The organism is Kibdelosporangium aridum (assembly GCF_900176515.1).
Taxonomy (GTDB): domain Bacteria; phylum Actinomycetota; class Actinomycetes; order Mycobacteriales; family Pseudonocardiaceae; genus Kibdelosporangium; species Kibdelosporangium aridum.
Map to the genome: position 1 here is coordinate 1,196,992 of NZ_FWXV01000002.1, position 19,762 is coordinate 1,216,753.

Below are 19,762 nucleotides of genomic sequence, written 5' to 3' on the forward strand. Positions count from 1 at the left end.
TGGTATATCACTTGGTATACCAGACTCCTCCGTTCCCCGAGGAGGCACTGATGCGCACGGATGACCAGGTCGTTCAGGAGCTGCCATGGCGTTGGCGAGCTCAAGGCACGATCTTCTTAGTCGGTGGGCTCGGGTTCATGTTCGACGCGTGGGACGTCACGTTGAACGGGTTCCTGATCCCGCTCGTCTCCGACGAGTGGGGCCTGACCAAGGCAGAGGGCGCCTGGGTGGGCACCGCGAACCTGATCGGGATGGCGATCGGCGCGTTCGCGTGGGGCGGGATCGCCGACACCATCGGCCGGAAACGGGCCTTCAGCCTCACTTTGCTGACGTTCTCCGTATTCTCCGTCGCCGGCGCGCTGGCGCCGGACTTCGTGACCTTCTGTGTGTTCCGTTTCCTTGCGGGGCTTGGGCTTGGCGGATGCATCCCGGTGGACTACGCACTGGTCGGCGAGTTCACCCCGGCGAAGGTTCGTGGCCGCGTACTCACCGCGATGGACGTGTGGTGGCCGATCGGCGCGACCCTGTGCGGTGTCGTTTCCACTGCGCTGCAACCGAACTGGCGGGCGATGCTGCTCGTGATGGTGCTGCCCGCGCTGCTTTTGTTCTGGGTCAGGCTTTCCGTACCCGAGTCGCCGATGTACTTGGTGCGGCGCGGGAAGGACAAGGAAGCCAGGGCTGTCATCGACGGCTTGATCGCCAAAACCGGTGCGAAGGTCGGACCGTGGGAACTTCCGCCGCCAGAACGGATGCCGCGGCTTTCCGCGATGAGCATGGTCCAGCAGTTCAGGGATCTGTGGCGCTACAGCGCGAAGATCACCTCGGCCTCATGGGCGTTGTTCCTCACGGTTTTCCTGTTGTACTACGGCGCTTTGACGTGGTTGCCGTCGATTCTGCGAGCTCAGGGGTACGGCAACTACGCGGCATTCATGGTGACCACGTTGATGACGGCCGTCGGCATCGTGGGCGTGCTCGTGTCCGCGTGGCTGGTCGATGTGGTCGGTCGCAAGTGGGTGATCGGGTTGTCCGGGCCGGTTTCCGCGCTCGCCATGGTGGTTTTCGCCATCCAGCTGGACATTCCCGGTGCGGCCAAGTTCTGGATCGGGGTGTTCGGGTTCGTCATCGAGCTGACGATCCCGGCGCTGTACGCGTACGTCTCCGAGCTCTACCCGACGCGGCTGCGGGCGAGTGGATTCGGCTGGGCGTCGACGATCAGCCGGATCGGCGCCGGGTTCGTCCCGTTGATCTTCGGGTCGCTGCTCTGGCCGTACCTCGGTCTGCCGATGACCTTCCTGGTGATCGGGGTGCTGCTGGCGCTGGCATCGCTGTGGATGGCCGTTGCCGCACCGGAGACGAAGGACCGCGAGCTCGACCAGGTCAATCGAGAGGTGCTGCTCCCATGATGTGCTCGTAGGTCGCCTTGCGTGCGGCTTCCGCGTCGCCCCGGCGCAGCGCGTCGATGATCAGCTCGTGCTGGCTGATGGACTCGGCGTGACTGCGGGCGACGCGGGGGCCGCCGTGCAGGGCCTGCCAGAGCAAACGCATCAGGGACAGTAAAAGCGGGCTGTGCGAGTACTCGTAAAGCGTGAAGTGGAACTCGCGGTTCAACTCGGGGTACGTCGGATCATCCTCGGCGAGTTCGCGCATCCGCTCGTTCAGATCCGTCAGCTTGGCGATCCCGGCCTCGTCGATCTTGGGCGCGGCCAACGCCGCCCCAAGGGACTCCAAAGCCGCACGGATCTGGAAGTTCTCCTCGGTCGACCCGGAGTCGGCTTCGACAACCGTGAACCCGCGGTGCGCGTCGCCGATCACCAGGCCCTCGGACTCCAGTCTGCGCATCGCCTCACGCACCGGCGTCTGGCTGACGTGGAACCGCGCGGCCAAGTCCCGCTGCCGCAGCTGCTTTCCGGCGGCCAGCTCGCCGGTGATGATCAGCTCACGGATCAGCGCGACCACCATGTCAGTCTTGCTGACGTAGTTCAGCGCCGGTTGTTGTTGTGTCGACTCCGTCATTTCCCCTCCTTGTCCAGACCACGCACCCGCTCCGCGGTCATCGGCAAGCGCCCCACCGGACCGGTGAGGCCCAACGCGTCCCTGATCGCCCCCGCGATGGCTCCGCCTGCCGCGGTCAGTCCTCCCTCACCGGCCCCCTTCACCCCAAGGGGATTGCCCGGTGCGGGTGCGTCCTGTGCCACCAGGATGTCGATCTGCGGCAGTTCGGCCGCCGTCGGCATCAGGTAGTCCATGAACGTCACCGCCTGTGGTTGTCCGGCCTCGTCATACCGGAACTCCTCCAGCAAAGCGCCCCCGACCCCCTGCGCGACACCACCGAGTAGCTGACCTTCGACCAAAGTCGGGTTGATCGCGCGCCCGACTTCGTAGGCGACCAGGTAGCGCAGCACCTTCACCCGGCCGGTGCCGGTGTCCACGTCCACCAGCGTGACGTGCACACCGTACGGGTAAGTCATGTGTTCGACTTCGAACCTGCGCCGCGCACTGAGCCCGGCAGGTTCGTCCGGCTGCAGGTACGGACTACCCGGGCGGCAGGCTTTCGCAACATCGGCGTACGAGACGCTCGAACCGGGTGCACCTTTCACGCCGATCGTGCCCGCGCTGACCTCCAGGTCTTCCTCGGACACCTCGAGCATGCGGGACGCCATCCGGATCGCACGTTCCCGTACCGCCAACGCCGCCCGGTGCACCGCGCTACCACCGACGACCGTGGATCGGGAAGCCCATGACCCGCCGCCGAACGGCTGCAACACCGTGTCGCCGTTGATCACGGTGACCACGGCCGGATCAACGGTCAACGCGTCCGCGGTGACCTGCGCGAGGATCGTCTCGATGCCTTGGCCGAGCGAGGTTCCACCGGAGTACACCCGCACATCGCCGGAGGTCCCGATCGTGACGTCGGCGGTCTCCTGCGGGCCCAGGCCGCTCTTCTCCAGGAACATCGCGACCCCGAGGCCGACTTTGCGGCCTTGTGCCTTCAGCGATTCCAGCTGGGACAGATAGCCGAGACGGTCGGCTTCGACCATCGCCTTGTCCAGCAGTCCCAGGTAGTCGCCGGAATCGAGGACGACATCCGTGCCGAGCGTGCTCATCGCCCTGGTGTGCGGGAGTTCGTCCGCGGTCAGCAGGTTCTTGCGACGCAGCTCCACCCGGTCGATGCCGATCCGGTCGGCGGCGACGTCGAGCAGTTGCTCACGGACCGCGGTTCCCTCAAACCGGCCGGGCGCACGGTATGTGCCGCAAGGGGTCTTGTTCGTCAACATCACGCGGATCCGGCCGTGGAAGGCCGGAACACGGTACGGACCAGGCAACATCGCCAAGGTCAGCTCCGGCACGATGATCCCATGTGTCCGGGCGTACGCGCCGTTGTCGTGCAGCACGTCGTCCTTGAGGCCGAGCAACGTTCCTTCGTTGTCGAAGGCCGCTGCTATGACGTGCTGCTGTTGCCGGGAATGGTTCACCGCGACCAGGTGCTCGGCGCGGTCCTCGACCCACTTGACCGGGCGGCGCAGCTTCCACGCCAGCCACGGCACCAGGAAGTCCTCGGGGTAGAACTCGCCACGCACGCCGAAACCGCCGCCCGCGTCCATCGCGTGTACGTGGACCAGGTTCTCGTCGATGCCGATCATCGTGGCCAGCACGTCCCGGTTGAACACCGGAACCTTGGTCATTCCGAAGATCTGCAACGCGCCGGTCGAGGGATCCACATCGGCCAGCAACGCACGTGGCTCCAACGGGACCGCGCTGTGCCTGCCGACGTCGAACTCGATCTGCACGACGTGGTCGGCTTTGCCGAACGCGGCTTCGACGTCGCCGTATCCCAGCTCGAACTCCGCGGCCCGCACGCCGGCCGCGGTGTCCACTGTGACCGGTAGTTCGTCGATCTCCACCTGGACGAGTTCGGCCAGGTCTTCGGCTTCGTACGGGTCGTCGGCCAAGACCACGGCGACGGGTTCGCCGACGTAACGGACTTCCTCAGCGGCGAGCACGGGCTGGAGGTGGTCGCTGAGGTCGATGTCCTGGACCTTCAGCCGGACCGGAATTCGCAATCCTGGTGGGAGATCCTCGGCCGTGACGACCTGAGCACCATTCGGTCGGCTGATCGAAACCAGACGGCCGTGCGCCACCGGCGAACGCACCACGCGGAGCCACAACTGGCCCGGACGGTCCTGGTCATCGCCGAAGCGACCAAGACCGCGCAGCAGCCGTGGATCCTCCTTGCGCGGGACGCGCTCGCCGATGGAAGTCATCCCGCGCGCTCCTCGGCGACTTGCCGCACAGCCTTGACAATGCCCTGGTAGCCGGTGCAACGGCAGATGTTGGCCGCCATCACCTCGCGGACCTCGGACTCGTCCGGCACACCGTCTTGTTCGGACAGGTATGCCTCGGACAGCATCAGGAATCCCGGTGTGCAGAAACCACACTGCAGCCCATGGCAGCGGCTGAACGCTTTTTGCAGGTCGGACAGTTCCTCACCGTCCGCGAGGCCTTCGACTGTCCGGACGTCACAGCCGTCGGCCTGCACGCCGAAGATCAGACAAGCACGGACCGGCTGGCCATCGAGCAAAACCGTGCAGGCACCGCAGATTCCGTGTTCGCAGCCGATGTGCGTACCGGTGTAGCCAAGATCGTGTCGCAGCACGTCAGCCAGCGTTCGCCGCGATTCGACCACGATCTCGTGCGCTTTCCCGTTGACCGTCAAGGCGATCAGGTGGATGTCCTTCATGCCAACACGTCCTCCGGCAGAACGGGAATGTGGTCGAACTGGACGCCGAGGTGGCTCAGCGCGTCGTTGATCGCGTTGAGCACCGCGGCGGGCGCGCCGATTGTGCCGCCCTCGCCCATCCCTTTGGAACCGTTCTCGCTGAACTGCGATGGCGTTTCCAGGTGGTGAATCTCGATCGGGCAGATCTCGTTCGCGGTCGGCACCAGATAGTCCATCAACGTCGTGCTGGTCGGTTGTCCTTCTTGGTCGAAGGTGATCCGTTCGTAGAGCGCGGCCGCGATCCCCTGCGCGACACCGCCGCGCACTTGGCCGTCCACCACCAACGGATTGATGATGACGCCACAGTCTTCCACGACCATGAACTTCCGCGCACGGATTTCGCCGGTTCCTGGGTCTACTGAAACGAGGACGGCGTGGCACGCATTGGAGAACGTTCCCGGCGGATCGGAGCTTTCCCGCGCCTCCAGCCCATAACGGCATTCCTCGGGCAGCTTGTGGGTTTGGAAATGCACTACCCTGGCCAGTTCGCTGATCGGCAGTGAAACATCCGGCACGCCGCGGACACCGGCTTTGCCCTCGGCCAACTCGACGTCGTCCTCGCCGACCTCCAACAGGTGGGCGGCCACCTTCTTGAGCTGACCGGCCACTGTGTCCGCTGCTTTGCGGGCCGCGCCACCGCCGATCACGATCGACCGGCTGCCGAATGTGCCCCAGCCGTAGGAGGTCAGATCGGTATCGCCCTGCCGGAGCCGGACTTGGTCCGGATGAATCCCCAGTTGGTCGGCGACGATTTGGGCGAACGTCGTTTCGTGGCCCTGCCCATGACCGGATGTCCCCGTGGTCACGATGACCTCACCCGACGGGTCCATTCGCACATGTGCGGTGTCGTATCCGGGCGTCATGCGCATTCGCCGCTGCGACATCGTCGGTGTGCCGTACGCGGTTCGCTCGGAAAAACACGAGAAGCCGATTCCGGCGTAAAGTCCTTGCTCCCGCAACCGGTCTCGCTCGGCATACCAGCCGGCCTCGGTGATTCGCTTCTCGGTCTGGTCGAGCGATTCGAGGTAACTGCCCTCGTCGTAGGTGATCCGGTTGACCCCGGTGTACGGGAACTCGCCGGGCAGGATCATGTTGCGCCGCCGGATCTCCACCGGGTCGATACCGAGTCTTGCCGCCGCCTTCTCCATCAACCGTTCCATCACCAGCACGATCTGCGGCCTGGACACACCCCGATAAGGCGCGGTCGGCGCTTTGTTCGTGGCGAATCCACGACCGCGGGACCGATACGCCGGAACCTTGTAGATTCCGGGCAATTCGGTCGCCGCCATCAACGGTTCGACCGCGCACGTGAACGGATAGACCGAGTACGCGCCGATATCGCAGCGAATGTCCGCGGCCAGGCCGAGGATCCGGCCGTCGTGGTCGAACGCGGCCGTGACCTCGTACTCCTGCTCGTGGCCGTGCACCGACGCGGTCAGGTTCTCCTGGCGATCCTCGATCCAGATCACCGGGCGGTTCAACCGCATCGCGGCCGCCGCGAGGACCACTTCCTCCCGGCTGACCACGCATTTCTGGCCGAAGCCGCCGCCGACGTCCGGGGCGATCACCCGGACAGCCCGTTCGGGGACACCCAACGCCTGCGCGATTCCGGACCTGGTCTGATGCGGCACCTGGGTCGACGTGTGCACGATGACCTGGCCGTCGCGGTCGTCCCACTCGGCCATGGTCACGCGGCCTTCCATCGGTAGCGCGGAAACCCGGGCGCTGGTGAAGGTCGCCTCGATGGTCAGCGGGGCTTCGCCGAAGATCGCGTCGAGCCGCGGGTCGTCGAACATGACCAGGTCGACGAGGCAGTTGCCCGTTCCACTGTGGACTTCCGACTCAGCAGCGAGCGCCGCCCGGATGTCCATCACGGCCGGCCCGGTCTCCCACTCGACTTCGACCGCTTCCACGCCGTCTTCGGCCGCGTAGGCATCTTCGGCGATCACGACGGCCACCGGTTCGCTCACGAACCGGACGCGATCCGTGGCCAGGATCGGCATCTTGGTCGGCTTGAACTCGTCACGTTCCAACACGGACTGCAGGTACGGATCGCCGAGATCCTTGCCCGTCAACACTTCCACCACACCGTCGACCTTTTTGGCCGCGGCGGTGCCGATCGACTTGATCGTCGCGGAGGCATGGGGGCTGCGGACGAAACTCGCGTGCAGAGTGTCGGTGCGGACCATGTCGGCGACGAAACGACCGCGCCCTAACAACATCCGGCGATCTTCCTTGCGGGGAACCCTGGCCCCTACCCATGCCGTCATGCCGCGGCCTCAGCCAACGCACGCGCGACCAGAGTCGCCGTGAGCTTCTTGCGGTATGCGCTGCTGCCGTGCCCGTCTGACGGCGGATCGACCTGTGCCGCGGCGGATTCTCCAGCCGCACGCCAGGTTTCCTCGTTCACGGGTTGGCCCGCCAAGTTCACGTCGACCACGTATGGCTGCTGGCCGACTCCGCCGAGCACGATCCGGGAGGTCAGGATCTCCTTCTCGGCGAGATCCAGCCGCGCACTCGCGGCCACGACCGCGAAGTCACCTTGTCGTTGGGAGAACTCGGTCAACGCCGCGTGCGGCGCCGGTTTGGGGAAGCGGACCTCGACGATCATCTCGTCCGGCTCGGTCGCGGTCATGAAGAAGCCGTGGAAGAACTCGTTCGCCGGGACTTCACGTCTCCCACGTGGTCCCTGCAGCACGATCTGCGCCTCGAGCAGAACCGCGAGGATGCACCACTCGGCTGTGGAGTCGCCGTGCGCGATGCTGCCGCCGAACGTGCCACGGCAGCGGATGGGGTAGTGGCCGATCCACCTGGCGGCTTTCGACAGCACCTCGAAGCCGTCGATCTTGGCCGTCTCGACGGTCCGATGCCTGGTCAGCGCGCCGATTCGCAATCCTTTGGCGTCGCGTTCCAGGTAGTCGAGACCGGCGATGCGGGTGATGTCCACCAGCGCGCTCGGCCGGGCGAGCCGGAAGTTCATCATCGCGACCAGGCTCTGCCCGCCGGCCAGGATCTTCGCATCCGGCCCGAGCTCGGCCAGTTGCGCGATCGTGTCGTTCACGTCGTACGCACGGTGATAGGTGAACGCCGCTGGCTTCACGGAACTCCCTCCGACAGACTTGGTATACCATATTTCAGCATGTGCCTGGTCCAAGAAAGATCTGACGACTTCTTGCGACTCAAACTGAACCGACCCGAGCAGCGCAATGCAATGGACGAAGCGACGGTGACCGCGCTGCTCGACGCGCTGTCAGCCGAGCCGTCCGTCCCGGTTCTCCTCGGCAGCACCGACCCGACGATCTTCTCCGCAGGCGCCGACCTGCGAGTCTCCGACGCCGAACGCACGCGCCTGTCCGATCTGCTCTACCAGTGCTACGCGGTGATGATCACGCGCCCCGGTCCGGTGATCGCCGTGGCCTCCGGAGCGGCCGTCGGCGGCGGAGCACAGCTCGCGTCAGCCGCTGACCTGCGAATTTCCTCCTCCGGCGCCCGGTTCCGGTGGGTGGGACCCGGGCATGGGCTGGCCGTCGGCGCGTGGATCCTGCCGGCGTTGATCGGGCGAAGTGCGGCGATGGACTTGCTGCTGACTTCCCGATGGCTGGATGCTGAAGAGGCGCATCGACTGGGGTTCACCACGCTCGCCGACGATCCGTGGGCGGCGGCCGAGCAGGCCGTCGCGCACATCGCCAGTCTCGTCAGCGACGCGGTCGCGCGGATCAAGGCAGTCACTGCGATGGAAGGCCTGCTGGAACGGCTGGACGCGGAACGGACGGGCAACAGTTCGAACTGGTCGGGGGCGGTATGAGTATCGCGTGGAGCGAGGAGTCGTGGCGGGTCCACCTTCCTGACGTGTCCGATCCGCTCGCTTACGTGCAATCGCTTGGCGCTTCGACGATTCCCCTGCTCGCTCAGGCCAGCGCCACCCGCTACCCGGCGAAACTCGCGTTGGAGATCGACGGTGTCTCGATCACGCATGGGGAGTTGGACGCTGCGGCCGCCTCGGCTGCGGGCTGGTTCGCCGCGCGCTACTCGCCTGGGACACGGATAGTGCTCGTCGGGCCCTCGTCGGTGGGGTTTGTGCGGTGCTACTTGGGGGCGTTACGCGCGGGCATGATCGTCGTGCTCGCCAACCCGGCGTACACGTCCGCTGAGCTGTTACATCTGGTCGCCGACTCGGGCGCTTCGTTGACGCTCTCGGATTTCGATGTCCCGGTGGGAGATCCCATCGAACCGGTCGGCGCACCCGACGACGTGGCGTTGCTCGCCTACACCTCCGGGACGACTGGTAAGCCGAAGGGCGTTCCGCTGACTCATCGGAACATCCTGACCTCGATCCGGTCCGCGATGGCCGCGTGGCGGTGGTCGTCCGACGACGTCCTGACGCATGCATTGCCGTTGTTCCACCAGCACGGGCTCAGCGGTGTGCACGCGACGCTGTTCGCCGGGTCGTCCGCGCGGATCTTCTCGAAGTTCTCGGACTCGCTTGTCACCTCGATGCGCACGGCGTCGGTGTTGATGGCTGTGCCGACGATCTACTCGCGGCTGGTGTCCTCGCCAGACGCGTTCTCCGGCTTGCGCTTGTGTATCTGCGGTTCCGCTCCGCTGAGCTCCGCGTTGGCGGCGCAGCTGCCGCGAGTGCCGTTGGTTCGTTACGGCACAACAGAATCCGGGCTGGACACGTCCAATCCGCTTGATTCACCACGCGGTGACACGGTCGGAATTCCGTTGCCTGGCGTGCATGTCCGGCTGGAGCAGGAGGAGATCCAGTTACGCGGGCCCCAGGTGTTCTCCGGATATTGGGGCGATGCCGAGGATCCGTTCACGCCGGACGGCTGGTTCAAGACCGGGGATCTCGGTGCGATCGTCGACGGGCATCTGGTGATCAAGGGCCGCAGCAAGGAACTCGTCATCACCGGCGGGATGAACGTGTACCCGCGGGAAGTCGAGCTCGCGCTTGAGGAGCATCCCGCGGTGGTGGAGGCGGCCGTCGCCGGGTTGCCCGATCCGCAGTGGGGCGAGCAAGTGACCGCTTGGGTCGTCACCCGCGAACCCGCTGATCTCGCCACACACGCCCGGTCGCTGCTGGCGCCGTACAAGGTGCCGAAGCAGTTCTTCGAGGTGCAGTCGTTGCCGCGCAACCACATGGGCAAGATCGACCGCAAACGCTTGGCTTCTCCCGTTCGACGGGCTGTGGACCTTGGCGCGTTCGTCTCGGTTTCCGGTGCTGAGACCGGGATCCCGGTCGCGGTCAAGGACAACATCGGCCCGGAGGCCACGGTCTGGCAGCGTCTTGTCGAGGCTGGCTGCTTCGAGATGGGCCGGACGACGATGCCGGAACTGGCGTATTCGGTGATGACGCCCGGGTGCGTGAACCCCTGGGATCCTTCGCGGCACGCGGGCGGGTCCAGTGGCGGGTCCGCTGTCGCTGTCGCCGTGGGTGCCGTGAGGTACGCACTCGGCACCGACACCGGCGGATCGATCCGCATTCCCGCAGGCCTGTGCGGTGTCGCTGGGCTGCGACCGACTTACGGCGTGCTGCCGATGGACGGCATCAAGCCGTTGGCGCCTTCACTGGACACGGTCGGCCCGATCTCGTTGACCGCAGCGGACTGCCTGTGGATGTTCACAGCCATGGGCGGCGTCGCCGGGCCTGTGCCGTCGTCGTTCCGGGTCGGCTACAGCCTTCGGTTCTGCTCTCACGAGGTGCGATCCGTGCTTGAGGCCACGATGGCCGCTCTGCCGGACGTTTCCTTCACCGAGGTGGAGATTCCGGACGCCCGGTTCGCCGCGTCCTCGCTGATGCAGTCGGAGGCACGCTCGCTCTACTGGTCCAGTCGCGATTCGCTGTCGCCGCACCTGGTCGAGGTGCTGGAGCCGTCGTCGCCGGTTGTGGAGTTCCCGCCTTGGACGTTCCCAACTGAGTTGGACGCAATCTTGTTGCCCGTCACGCCATTGCCCGCGGCGCCGTTGGGTACCGATGGGTTGGAGAACAAATACTTCCGCTTCACCGCATTGGCCTCGATCACCGGTTTGCCCGCTTTGTCGGTGCCTGCGGGACTTGCCGACGGCCTGCCCGTCGGCGCCCAACTGGTCGGCGCACGGGGTTCGGAGGCAACGTTGTGCCAGCTCGGGACCATGATCGAGGGGACACCGGCCGGATTGACCCTCGCTTCCGCCCGAGCAGATCTGGTATACCAAATATCACGCCCGAGGTGAGGAGTGGTTCATGGACCTGCAGCTGACGGACAAAGTCGCCTTCGTGACCGGAGCCAGCAAGGGCATCGGCCGGGCGGTCGCCGAACACCTCGCCGCCGAGGGGGCGGACGTGGTGATCACCGCGCGGACGGCGGAATCCCTTGAGGTGACCGCGAAGGAGATCGCCGCCGCGAGCGGCCGGACAGTCGTGCCGATGGCGGGCGACATGAGCAAGTCCGAGGACGTCGAGCGCTGCGTCGCAGCCACTTTGGAACGCTTCGGCCGGATCGACACGCTGGTCACGTGCGCCGGAAGCTCGCCGGGCGGCCTGCTCGAGGAGCTGACCGAAGAGCAGTGGATGTCCAGCCTGAACCTGAAGTTCATGGGCTACGTGCGGTCAGTGCGCGCGGTCATCCCGCACATGAAGGAGCGCGGCTCGGGTTCCATCGTGCTCGTCGTCGGCAACGACGGCCTCAAGCCAAGCTACTGGGAGCTGACCGCGGGCGTCGCCAACGCCGCCGACATCAACTTCGCGTCGTCCATCGCCGAGCAGTACGGCCGCTACGGTGTCCGCGTGAACACGGTCAACCCGGGCCCGGTGAACACAGACCGTTGGGACACCTTGGAAAAGGCGTTCGCGCGGGACAAGAAGGTCGACCAGGCCCGTGCGCACGAGCTGGCCACCAGCTCGATCCCGTTCGGCCGGATCTGTGAGCCCGACGAGGTCGCGGCACTGGTCGCGTTCCTGGCGTCGCCGAAGGCTAGCTTCATCAACGGCGCTCACATCCCCGTCGACGGCGGGCAACGTAAGGCATTGATGGACATCTGATGAAGCTGACCAACGAAGTCCACATCGCTCAGGACCCGGCGAAGGTCTTCTCGACCTTGCTGGACGTCGAGCGGGTGTCCGGGTGCATGCCTGGCAGCAGACTGACCGGACGTGTGGACGACTCGACGTACGCCGGCGAAGTGAAGGTGAAAGTCGGACCGCTCGGGGTTTCCTACACCGGCACAGTGAAGTTCCTGTCGGTGGACGAGGCCTCCCGGACCGCGGTGCTGAAGGCCTCCGGCCGCGAACAGCACGGCCAGGGCAACGCCGACGCGCACGTGACGGCTCGCGTCGTGCCCGACGGCTCCGGCTCGAAGGTGTCGATCGAGACGGACCTGATGATCCGCGGCAAGGTGGCCCAGTTCGGCCGGGGCGTGATCGGCGAGGTGTCGCAGCGACTGATCGACCAGTTCGCCAAGAACGTGGAGAACTCCTTCGCCACCAACGGTTCCCCGGCTCCGGCTGCTGCTGCCGCTGCCGTCGCCGAGCCTGAGGCGATGGACGGCGCGGCGCTGGTTCTGCAGCCGCTGCTGAAGCGCGTCGCCCCCGTCGCGGCTGGCGTGGCCCTTGGTCTGCTCGCCGGACTGTTCCTCAAGCGGCAACCTCGCGTGATCGAGGTGATCATCCGCCACGAGTAGCGTCGGCGGTATGGTCCCGATCGTCCTGGTTCACGGCATCCGCGCGAACGCGGGTGCCTGGGCCACTTTCGACTTCGGCCTGGCCGTCGACTTGCCCGGGCACGGCAAGCGCCTCGGCGACACGTTCACCATGGCGGCGGCAGTGTCTGTCGTTTCGGATGCGATCGACGCCTTGGGCGGCAGGGCGTTGGTCGTCGGCCACTCGCTGGGCGGTTACGTCTCGATGGCCACCGCCGCCGCGCGCCCCTCGCGCGTGGCAGGCCTCATCGTTGCGGGCGCGACGGCGATCCCTAGTCGCGCCGCCACAGCACCATTCCTGGTCATGCACAAGGTCCTCACCAGCCTTCCCGACGGCGGCGACGGCCTGACCCGCCGCATCCTGAACTCCGTGCTGCCGCCCGACGTGGCCAAGTTCGCAACAACCGGCCCCTTCGCCACGTCCGCGATGCCCTCCGTCGTGGCGGCTCTACGCGCGTTCGACCCGCTCTCCGCGATGTCGAGCTACCCCGGGCCGACGTGGTTCATCAACGGCGGCCACGACCACCTGCGCATACATGAGCGCAAGTTCCTTGCCGCAGCACAGAACGGCCGGTTGATCGTGATCCCAGGCACCGGCCACTACCTGCCCATGACCCACCCAAAGCTCTTCGCCCGGCACGTCATGGACGTCGCCGCAGTGGTGGGTTCAAGCCACCGCTGAACCCTGCCGGAAATTGGTTGACTACGGCGCCGCGTCGCTGACGCTCCGGCCGCGACCGAACAGCTCGGAGAGATCGTTTACAGCCGGAAGGGGTGCCTCCCGTGATCGGGAAGCACCCCTTCTGACCTGCTAAAACCTTTATGGAGCGGATGACGGGAATCGAACCCGCGTATTCAGCTTGGGAAGCTGATGTTCTACCATTGAACTACATCCGCGAACGCCTGACCGAGCATACACAACATCAGCTGCCGGGCGCAGCTAGGGTGTGGGCGTGCTGCTGAGTGATCGTGATCTGTCCAAGGAGCTCGATTCGGGACGGCTGGGCCTTGAGCCCTACGACCCGGCGATGCTTCAGCCCTCGAGCATCGACGTGCGTCTCGACCGGTTCTTCCGGGTGTTCGACAACACCAAGTACACGCACATCGATCCCGCGCTGCAGCAGGACGAGCTGACGTCCCTGGTCGAGCAGCAGGGGGACGACCCGTTCGTGCTGCACCCGGGCGAGTTCGTGCTGGGGTCGACCTTCGAGTTCGTGACGCTGCCGGACGACCTCGCCGGCCGGTTGGAGGGCAAGTCCTCGCTCGGCCGCCTCGGGTTGCTCACGCACTCGACCGCCGGGTTCATCGACCCGGGGTTCTCCGGGCACATCACCCTTGAGCTGTCGAACGTCGCGAACCTGCCGATCACCTTGTGGCCGGGCATGAAGATCGGGCAGCTCTGCCTCTTCCGGCTGTCCAGCGCCGCTGAGCACCCGTACGGCTCGCAGAAGGCCGGGTCGCGCTACCAGGGGCAGCGGGGACCGACGCCGTCAAGGGCGTACCTCAACTTTCACCGGGTCGACACCAGCCGCGACACAAGCGGGTGAAGTAGCGGCGGAACGGATGTCCGCAGCGGCGTTCGCTGACAAACTCGGCTGGTATGCGCCTTGTGTTGGTCGGGCTGATGTTGTTGGCAGGCTTGACCGCAGGCGCACGCGCCGCCGAGGAACAGCCGTTCTTGCAGGCGTACACGAGGATCCTCGACGGCGATTTTCTTAGCGTTGGCAACGGTTCTCTGCGCTGCCCGACCGATGCCGACAACGCACCGGTCACCGGCACGGGCAACACGCCGCAGGCTTGCGCCGAGGCGGCCGACCGGGGCAACGACCGGGTGAACGACAACTTCTTCATGCAGTACTCGGACGTGGACAGCGACCCGGGCACGTTCAACTCCAGCAGTGCCAGCCCCGAGTTGCCCCGGGGCGCGAAGGTCGAGTACGCCCGGCTCAGCTGGGGCGGCAACACCGGCGTGTTCGCCGATTCGACCGTGAAGATGTGTCAGGCGCGGGAGTCGGAGACGCCCGCGATCCTGCCGGGCGGCACGCCGAGCCAGCCCATCCGGCTGACCGTCGGGTCCACGACAAAGGACGTCACCCCAACGACGTTCCGGGTCGACCCGCCAGGCACATATCGCGGATCGAGCCAGCTCTACTCGGCTTCGGCCGATGTGACCGCGGCGTTCACCGCCGAGACGACACCCGTGACGGTCGCGAACGTGTGGACCCCCAAGGGTTTCGGGTGCGCGGGCGGCTGGTCGCTGACGCTCGTGTACAGCGAGCCGGGTGCGCCGAAGCGGCAGGTGTTCGTGTTCGACGGGCACGTCCGCCAGAACACCGGTGAGCCGACGACCACGTTGCAGGTCAACGGTTTCCGGGCCGCGACACCGGAGGTACGGCTCGGGTTGACCGCGTACGAGGGCGACTGGGGCATCGGCGGTGACCAGTTCCTGGTGGACAACACCGCGAAGGGCTCGAATTTCTTTGTCTCGCAAGCCAACGGCAGCCTGAACAACTTCAGCGTCGACGCACGGGCCTTCACCGCGCCGATCCCGGTCGGTGCGACAACACTGGACTTGGGCTTCGCCACGACGGGTGACAGCTATCTCGTGCAGAGCGTGGCCATGTCCGTCGCGGTGCCGGAGTTGCAGGTGGCCGTGACCGCGGACAAACCCGCGGTGCACCCAGGTGATCAGGTCACGTTCACGATCACCGTCACGAACTCGGGCGCCGTGCCCGTCAAGGACGTCAAGGCAGGGTGCGGGACTATCGCCGCGCTCGACCCTGGCCAGTCCCAGTCGGTGACATGCCAGGTCACGGCCCCGCAGGACGACTTCAAACACACCGTGAAAGTCACTGGCAGCACGTCGATCGGTGACGTCGACGGCGGTGCTTCGGTCCCCGTCGAGGTGCTGAACCCGGCCGTGAAGATCACCAAACAGGCGGACAAACCGGCATACCGCGTCGGCGACCCGGTCACGTTCACCATCAAGGTCGACAACGCGGGTGACACCCCGTTGACCGACATCGAAGTCGTCGACGCCAAGACGCCGGACTGCGCCAGAAAGCTCTCCGCCCCAGCAACATTCACGTGCACGGCGACAGCACCCGTGCCGGACGACGTGAACGTCGCGGAAGCCGCCGCGTCCGACCGCCTCGGCAAGCGGGTCACCGCGACAGCCGAAGCCGCGGTCAAGGTCATCCGGCCGAACGTGCGAATCACCAAGGACGTGGCGCCAGGTGTGGTGCGGCAAGGCGACACCGTCACGTTCACCATCACCGTCATGAACACCGGCGACACCCCGCTGGCCAAAGTCGGGGTCGTCGATGACATTCCGCACTGCACCAAGGAGGTCGGCGAGCTCCTCGCAGGCGCCGTGCAGACCTACACCTGCACGCAGGTCGCTGGATCGGTTGGCACGACGACCAAAGCGACCGTGACGGGCGTCGACATCACCCAGCGCTCGGTCACTGCCACCGACGACGCGGCCTACACGGTCATTCACCCGGGCATCTCGATCGTGCTGACCACGGCCGGCCCGTACAAACCAGGGGACACCGTCACGTTCTCGGTGAGCGTCCGCAACACAGGCGACGTTCCGCTGGCCGATGTCGCGGTTACAGACGCCATCGCACCGGACTGCGCCCGCACGATCGGCGAGCTGAAGGACAAGGCCGATTACACCTGCACGATGACGGCCCCTACGGACGACGTGACCAACCTGGCCACAGTGACTGGCAAGCCGCCCGTCGGGCCGCCAGTGACCGGAATAGGGGTCGCTTTCGTGGACGTGCAGCTCTAGAGGGCGTCCTGCCGCACGAGCCCGTGTACGGGCGGCAGCAGGGCGCGGCGGTCATCGGGCAGGCCGTCGATGACGACCGCGACGCCCACGAGCATCGCGCCGCACTCGGCGATCATCGACTGGGCGGCCGCGGCCTGGCTGCCGGTCTCGATCCAGTCGTCGACCAACAGGACGCGATCGCCGGGCGCGAGCGATGCCCGCTGCATCAGCAACTCGGTCTCATTGCCCCGGTAGTCCGCGGAAGTCACGCGCCGGACCTTCGGGCCGGGAAAGATGGCCCCTTGCTTCCTGATGGCGGTGAAGCCGACGCCCATGGCCACCGCGACCGCGCCGCCGAGCAAGAAGCCCCGGGACTCGATGCCGGCGACCGTCGTCACGCCGGAACCACGGAACGGCTTGGCCAAAGCCGCGACGATCTCGCTTAGTGCGGCGGGATCACGGAAGACACTCCAGACGTCGGCATGGCCGTCGATCCAACGAAACTGAGAGAGCACGATCAGATCTTGCCCGCGCCTGCGGTCACAATCACTCTGTTTTCTTTGGGCGTTAATTCCTGTCGACGTCTCGGTTTGCAATTCACAACAAACCGGCAGCCATTCCACCCGGGTTGTCAATCACCCGCTAAAGGGAGCGGACAAAAAGTAACCGCCGTGCACGGAATGCGACGGCGGTTACTTTGTGTAAGTAATTCTGGGTTCTCGTTAACCGGGAGTGGCGGCGACGGTATCTCGCGTGGCCACACCGACGACCCGATTTCGGCCGCTTTCTTTGGCTACGTACACTGCCGCGTCCGCCGAGGCGAGGACCTCGTCGAGGGTCTGACCTGCCTCGGGATATGCGGCGACACCAATGGACGCGGAGCGGTCGGAGATCACTACCGCTTCGCCGTCGTTGGTGTTGCTGTGCACCACGAGCTCGGTGATGAGCATGCGCAGCCGTTCGGCGGCGACCACCGCTTCCAGCTCGGAAGCACCCGCCAGCAGGACGACGAACTCCTCACCACCGAACCGGCCGACCAGGTCATGCGCCCGTGTCTCGCGTTTCAGCAGGTCAGCAAGGGCGATCAGCATGTCGTCGCCGGCCAGGTGGCCGTACGTGTCGTTGATCTTCTTGAAGTAGTCCAGGTCGATCATCATCACGCTGAACTCGCCGCCGGTGCGGCTGGCCCTGGACAGCTCCTGGTTGCCGCGGTGGTGCCAGGCGGTGGCGTTGAGCAGGCCGGTCTTCTGGTCGGTCGACGCCAGCTCCTCCAGCTGTTTGGCCAGCACAGAGCGCTGCATCACGAACATCGGCACGAACATCACCAGGCCCATCAGCGGCTGGTTGATGATCGCCATGACCATCATCCCGCCCAGGCACAGCGTGGCGAGGTCCAGCAGGTTGTCGTCCCAGGTACCGACGATCCGCTTGACGCTGGCCTTCTCCGGCGCGGCCAGGTACAGACCACCACCGGTGATAGCCGTGTTGACCAGGAAGTACATCGCGCCGGCGACGCAGACCGCACCCGCGGCCACCCCAGGCGTCGCGTTCATCGGGTCCGCGCCGAACAGCGCGTGGGTGACCAAGTTGGCGATGAAACAGGTCAGGATGACTGTTGTGGCGTTGGTCGCAGTCCGGTGCGGATCCACGTTCCGCAGGCCGAACCAGGTGCGGATGCCCAGGTGCATGTACAGCGTGAAGCTCAGCAGCGCGATCAGTTGGGGCGGCAGCAGCAGGATGCCGGGCAGCATCCAGACCGACGTCATACTGATGTGCGGCGTAACATTCAGTGAGCGGCGGGCACGCTCGATCTTCCGGCTGATCTCCGCCTGCAGGACCCCCAGTCCGGCGAGCAGAGCATAGGTGCCAATCTGCTGGTCAGTGACCGAAAAGTAGAGAGCAGCCCAGATCGTCAGGGCAAGGGTGATTGCTTCGGTGGTGAGGGTATAAGTGATCCAGCGTCGTGGTCGTTTCCACAACGCCCAGTCACGGACGGGCACCCATTGTCGCCTCGCCGGTTCTTCCGTAGCCTTCATCAGTCCCCCAAAATACCCCTCGTTGTCGCGCTAGGCGAACTACCCGTTTACGGACAGTTTCCACCGGATAGCAGGCTGACGACAAGGGCCATAGGTGTGTATTTTCTTCTGGACACCACAGGAAAGGTGAGACCCAATGGCCAGCACCAAGGAACAGTGATGTCTCCGCGTCAGGACCCCTCCTGCCGCTCTCGACCACCACACCCACCGGAACATCAGCCGCTGTTGGTGGGTGTGGTGTCACTGTGAATCCAGCGTCCCGGATCCCGGGTGATACTGCGACGCCATGAGATCACCAGCGGGATGGTGACGAGCACCCCGGCGGCCCCGAAGAACGCCACCGTGGTCTGCGGCGTCGTCAGATCCGCCAGTACGCCTGCGAGCAACGGGCTCACACCCATGACGGTGGTCAACCCGGTGTTCGACAGACCCATCGCCTGCGCCCGGCTCCTGTCCGGCACACCAAGCGACAACGAAGCCGTGGCCTGCATCAACGCCACGGTACTCAACCCTCCTGACACCACGAACAACACCAGTGACGCGATCAGCCCTGGTTGCAGGAAGCACAACAGCAACGGCACCGCCGATGCCAGGGCCAACACCGCGGGCAGTCGTGGTTTCAGTGCGGGCGGTACCCATCTGGTGAAGATGAAAGCGCCCAAAACGCTGCCCAAAGGGTCACTCGCGAAGATCAATCCGGTGGCGATCGCGCCACCCCCGACCACGTCCGCGTAGGGCGCCGCGATGCCGTCGTAAGCCGGGATCAGCCCGATCATCCACGTGATCAGCAGCAGGGTACGCAGTCCCCGGTCGGCGAAGACCAGCTTGCTGCCCTGGCTGATGGACCCGAGGAACGACGGCCGCTGGTTCTTGGCCGCCGCGGCAGGCCGGTAGTGCACGCCGATCCGCAGGACCACAGCGGACAGCACGAACGTCGCCGCGTCGATCACCAGCGCGACCCTCGGGTCGATCTGCGAGATCAGCAGACCGCCACCGGCGAACCCGGCCAACTGGGCCGACTGCGTGGTGATGTTGCGGATCGCCATGCCGGTGATGTACCGGTCGCCCTTGAGGATGTCCGGCAGCATCGCCAGCTGGGACGCCTTGAACAACGGGTTGAGCAAGGTGGCCGAGGCGACGAGCACGCACATGATCCAGAACGGCACGCCGGGCAGCGCGACCAGCAGGATCAGCACGCATCGGATCAGGTCGGCGGCGATCATCACGTTCCGCCGCGGGAAGCGGTCGGCAAGGCTGCTGAGCAGGATCCCGCCGAGCAGCGACGGTGCGAACGTCAGCGCGTAGGTCAACCCGGTGAGCGTGGCGGAGCCGGTCTGCTTGAAGACGAGGACGGACAGCGCGACGCGCGCCATCTGGTCGCCGAACATGGAAAAGATCTCGGCGAACCACAGCGCCCGGAACTCCGGTACGGCGAAGACGTCTCGGAACGTCGCTCGCCCTGGTGCCTCCGTCACTCACTGACCCCTTATA

General features: G+C 65.8%; 15 protein-coding genes, 1 tRNA gene and 1 pseudogene. 8 read left to right on the forward strand and 9 right to left on the reverse strand.

Going from position 1 to position 19,762, the window contains the following annotated elements; all coding sequences use genetic code 11:
• Positions 1-50: 50 nt before the first annotated feature.
• The gene (locus B9C43_RS15245; protein ID WP_084427040.1) at positions 51-1,403 is read left to right on the forward strand and encodes an MFS transporter; all 1,353 of its coding nucleotides are present in this window, start codon (positions 51-53) and stop codon (positions 1,401-1,403) included.
• Here B9C43_RS15245 and B9C43_RS15250 read toward each other — a convergent pair.
• From B9C43_RS15250 to B9C43_RS15270, 5 genes and pseudogenes are all read right to left on the reverse strand, one after another.
• A complete protein-coding gene (locus B9C43_RS15250) occupies positions 1,378-2,013 on the reverse strand; it encodes a GntR family transcriptional regulator (protein ID WP_033382344.1) in 636 nt (211 codons plus the stop codon). The genes B9C43_RS15245 and B9C43_RS15250 overlap by 26 nt on opposite strands.
• Positions 2,010-4,262, reverse strand: coding sequence for a xanthine dehydrogenase family protein molybdopterin-binding subunit (locus B9C43_RS15255; protein WP_084427042.1), 2,253 nt, complete (start codon positions 4,260-4,262; stop codon positions 2,010-2,012). The genes B9C43_RS15250 and B9C43_RS15255 overlap by 4 nt, the downstream gene beginning before the upstream one ends.
• Positions 4,259-4,738 (reverse strand): (2Fe-2S)-binding protein, encoded by a 480-nt coding sequence (locus B9C43_RS15260; RefSeq protein ID WP_084427044.1) that lies wholly within the window; start codon positions 4,736-4,738, stop codon positions 4,259-4,261. The genes B9C43_RS15255 and B9C43_RS15260 overlap by 4 nt, the downstream gene beginning before the upstream one ends.
• Before the next feature lie 194 nt (positions 4,739-4,932).
• Positions 4,933-7,047, reverse strand: a pseudogene (locus B9C43_RS15265) (xanthine dehydrogenase family protein molybdopterin-binding subunit); the annotation flags it as partial.
• Positions 7,044-7,877 (reverse strand): FAD binding domain-containing protein, encoded by an 834-nt coding sequence (locus B9C43_RS15270; RefSeq protein ID WP_084427048.1) that lies wholly within the window; start codon positions 7,875-7,877, stop codon positions 7,044-7,046. The pseudogene B9C43_RS15265 and the gene B9C43_RS15270, both read right to left, overlap by 4 nt.
• Before the next feature lie 39 nt (positions 7,878-7,916).
• On the opposite strand from B9C43_RS15270, the gene B9C43_RS15275 reads away from it, so the two are divergent.
• Genes B9C43_RS15275 through B9C43_RS15295 form a run of 5 tightly spaced genes read left to right on the forward strand, consistent with a single transcriptional unit; the run spans position 7,917 to position 13,139 of the window.
• Entirely contained in the window at positions 7,917-8,582 is a 666-nt protein-coding gene (locus B9C43_RS15275; RefSeq protein ID WP_084427050.1) for an enoyl-CoA hydratase/isomerase family protein, read from the forward strand.
• Positions 8,579-10,993: an AMP-binding protein gene (locus B9C43_RS15280; protein WP_084427052.1), complete on the forward strand. Its 2,415-nt coding sequence runs from the start codon at positions 8,579-8,581 to the stop codon at positions 10,991-10,993. Before B9C43_RS15275 ends, B9C43_RS15280 begins: the two co-directional genes overlap by 4 nt.
• A gap of 10 nt (positions 10,994-11,003) precedes the next feature.
• Positions 11,004-11,801: an SDR family oxidoreductase gene (locus B9C43_RS15285; RefSeq protein WP_033382350.1), complete on the forward strand. Its 798-nt coding sequence runs from the start codon at positions 11,004-11,006 to the stop codon at positions 11,799-11,801.
• Complete coding sequence (locus B9C43_RS15290) at positions 11,801-12,439, forward strand: SRPBCC family protein (RefSeq protein WP_084427054.1); 639 nt, start codon at positions 11,801-11,803, stop codon at positions 12,437-12,439. Before B9C43_RS15285 ends, B9C43_RS15290 begins: the two co-directional genes overlap by 1 nt.
• Before the next feature lie 10 nt (positions 12,440-12,449).
• Positions 12,450-13,139, forward strand: coding sequence for an alpha/beta fold hydrolase (locus B9C43_RS15295; protein ID WP_033382351.1), 690 nt, complete (start codon positions 12,450-12,452; stop codon positions 13,137-13,139).
• 141 nt (positions 13,140-13,280) lie between these two features.
• Here B9C43_RS15295 and B9C43_RS15300 read toward each other — a convergent pair.
• Positions 13,281-13,354 (reverse strand) — tRNA-Gly (locus tag B9C43_RS15300).
• 56 nt (positions 13,355-13,410) lie between these two features.
• On the opposite strand from B9C43_RS15300, the gene dcd reads away from it, so the two are divergent.
• Positions 13,411-14,004 (forward strand): dCTP deaminase, encoded by a 594-nt coding sequence (dcd, locus tag B9C43_RS15305; protein WP_033382358.1) that lies wholly within the window; start codon positions 13,411-13,413, stop codon positions 14,002-14,004.
• A 53-nt stretch (positions 14,005-14,057) separates the two neighbouring features.
• The gene (locus B9C43_RS15310) at positions 14,058-16,256 is read left to right on the forward strand and encodes a DUF7507 domain-containing protein (protein WP_084427056.1); all 2,199 of its coding nucleotides are present in this window, start codon (positions 14,058-14,060) and stop codon (positions 16,254-16,256) included.
• Here B9C43_RS15310 and B9C43_RS15315 read toward each other — a convergent pair.
• From B9C43_RS15315 to B9C43_RS15325, 3 genes are all read right to left on the reverse strand, one after another.
• The gene (locus tag B9C43_RS15315; RefSeq protein WP_235038621.1) at positions 16,253-16,750 is read right to left on the reverse strand and encodes a phosphoribosyltransferase family protein; all 498 of its coding nucleotides are present in this window, start codon (positions 16,748-16,750) and stop codon (positions 16,253-16,255) included. The two genes, B9C43_RS15310 and B9C43_RS15315, sit on opposite strands and share 4 nt — an antisense overlap.
• Before the next feature lie 207 nt (positions 16,751-16,957).
• On the reverse strand, positions 16,958-18,271 hold the full coding sequence (locus tag B9C43_RS15320; RefSeq protein ID WP_084427058.1) for a GGDEF domain-containing protein: 1,314 nt from the start codon (positions 18,269-18,271) through the stop codon (positions 16,958-16,960).
• A gap of 215 nt (positions 18,272-18,486) precedes the next feature.
• On the reverse strand, positions 18,487-19,746 hold the full coding sequence (locus B9C43_RS15325; protein ID WP_084427060.1) for an MFS transporter: 1,260 nt from the start codon (positions 19,744-19,746) through the stop codon (positions 18,487-18,489).
• Positions 19,747-19,762 lie beyond the last annotated feature (16 nt).

Coding starts and splice junctions, on each gene's coding strand:
- B9C43_RS15275 (WP_084427050.1), top strand. CDS start 7,917: ATGTGCCTGGTCCAAGAAAGATCTGACGACTTCTTGCGACTCAAACTG.
- B9C43_RS15245 (WP_084427040.1), top strand. CDS start 51: ATGCGCACGGATGACCAGGTCGTTCAGGAGCTGCCATGGCGTTGGCGA.
- B9C43_RS15320 (WP_084427058.1), bottom strand. CDS start 18,271: ATGAAGGCTACGGAAGAACCGGCGAGGCGACAATGGGTGCCCGTCCGT.
- B9C43_RS15280 (WP_084427052.1), top strand. CDS start 8,579: ATGAGTATCGCGTGGAGCGAGGAGTCGTGGCGGGTCCACCTTCCTGAC.
- B9C43_RS15260 (WP_084427044.1), bottom strand. CDS start 4,738: ATGAAGGACATCCACCTGATCGCCTTGACGGTCAACGGGAAAGCGCAC.
- B9C43_RS15290 (WP_084427054.1), top strand. CDS start 11,801: ATGAAGCTGACCAACGAAGTCCACATCGCTCAGGACCCGGCGAAGGTC.
- B9C43_RS15255 (WP_084427042.1), bottom strand. CDS start 4,262: ATGACTTCCATCGGCGAGCGCGTCCCGCGCAAGGAGGATCCACGGCTG.
- B9C43_RS15250 (WP_033382344.1), bottom strand. CDS start 2,013: ATGACGGAGTCGACACAACAACAACCGGCGCTGAACTACGTCAGCAAG.
- B9C43_RS15310 (WP_084427056.1), top strand. CDS start 14,058: ATGCGCCTTGTGTTGGTCGGGCTGATGTTGTTGGCAGGCTTGACCGCA.
- B9C43_RS15295 (WP_033382351.1), top strand. CDS start 12,450: ATGGTCCCGATCGTCCTGGTTCACGGCATCCGCGCGAACGCGGGTGCC.
- B9C43_RS15285 (WP_033382350.1), top strand. CDS start 11,004: ATGGACCTGCAGCTGACGGACAAAGTCGCCTTCGTGACCGGAGCCAGC.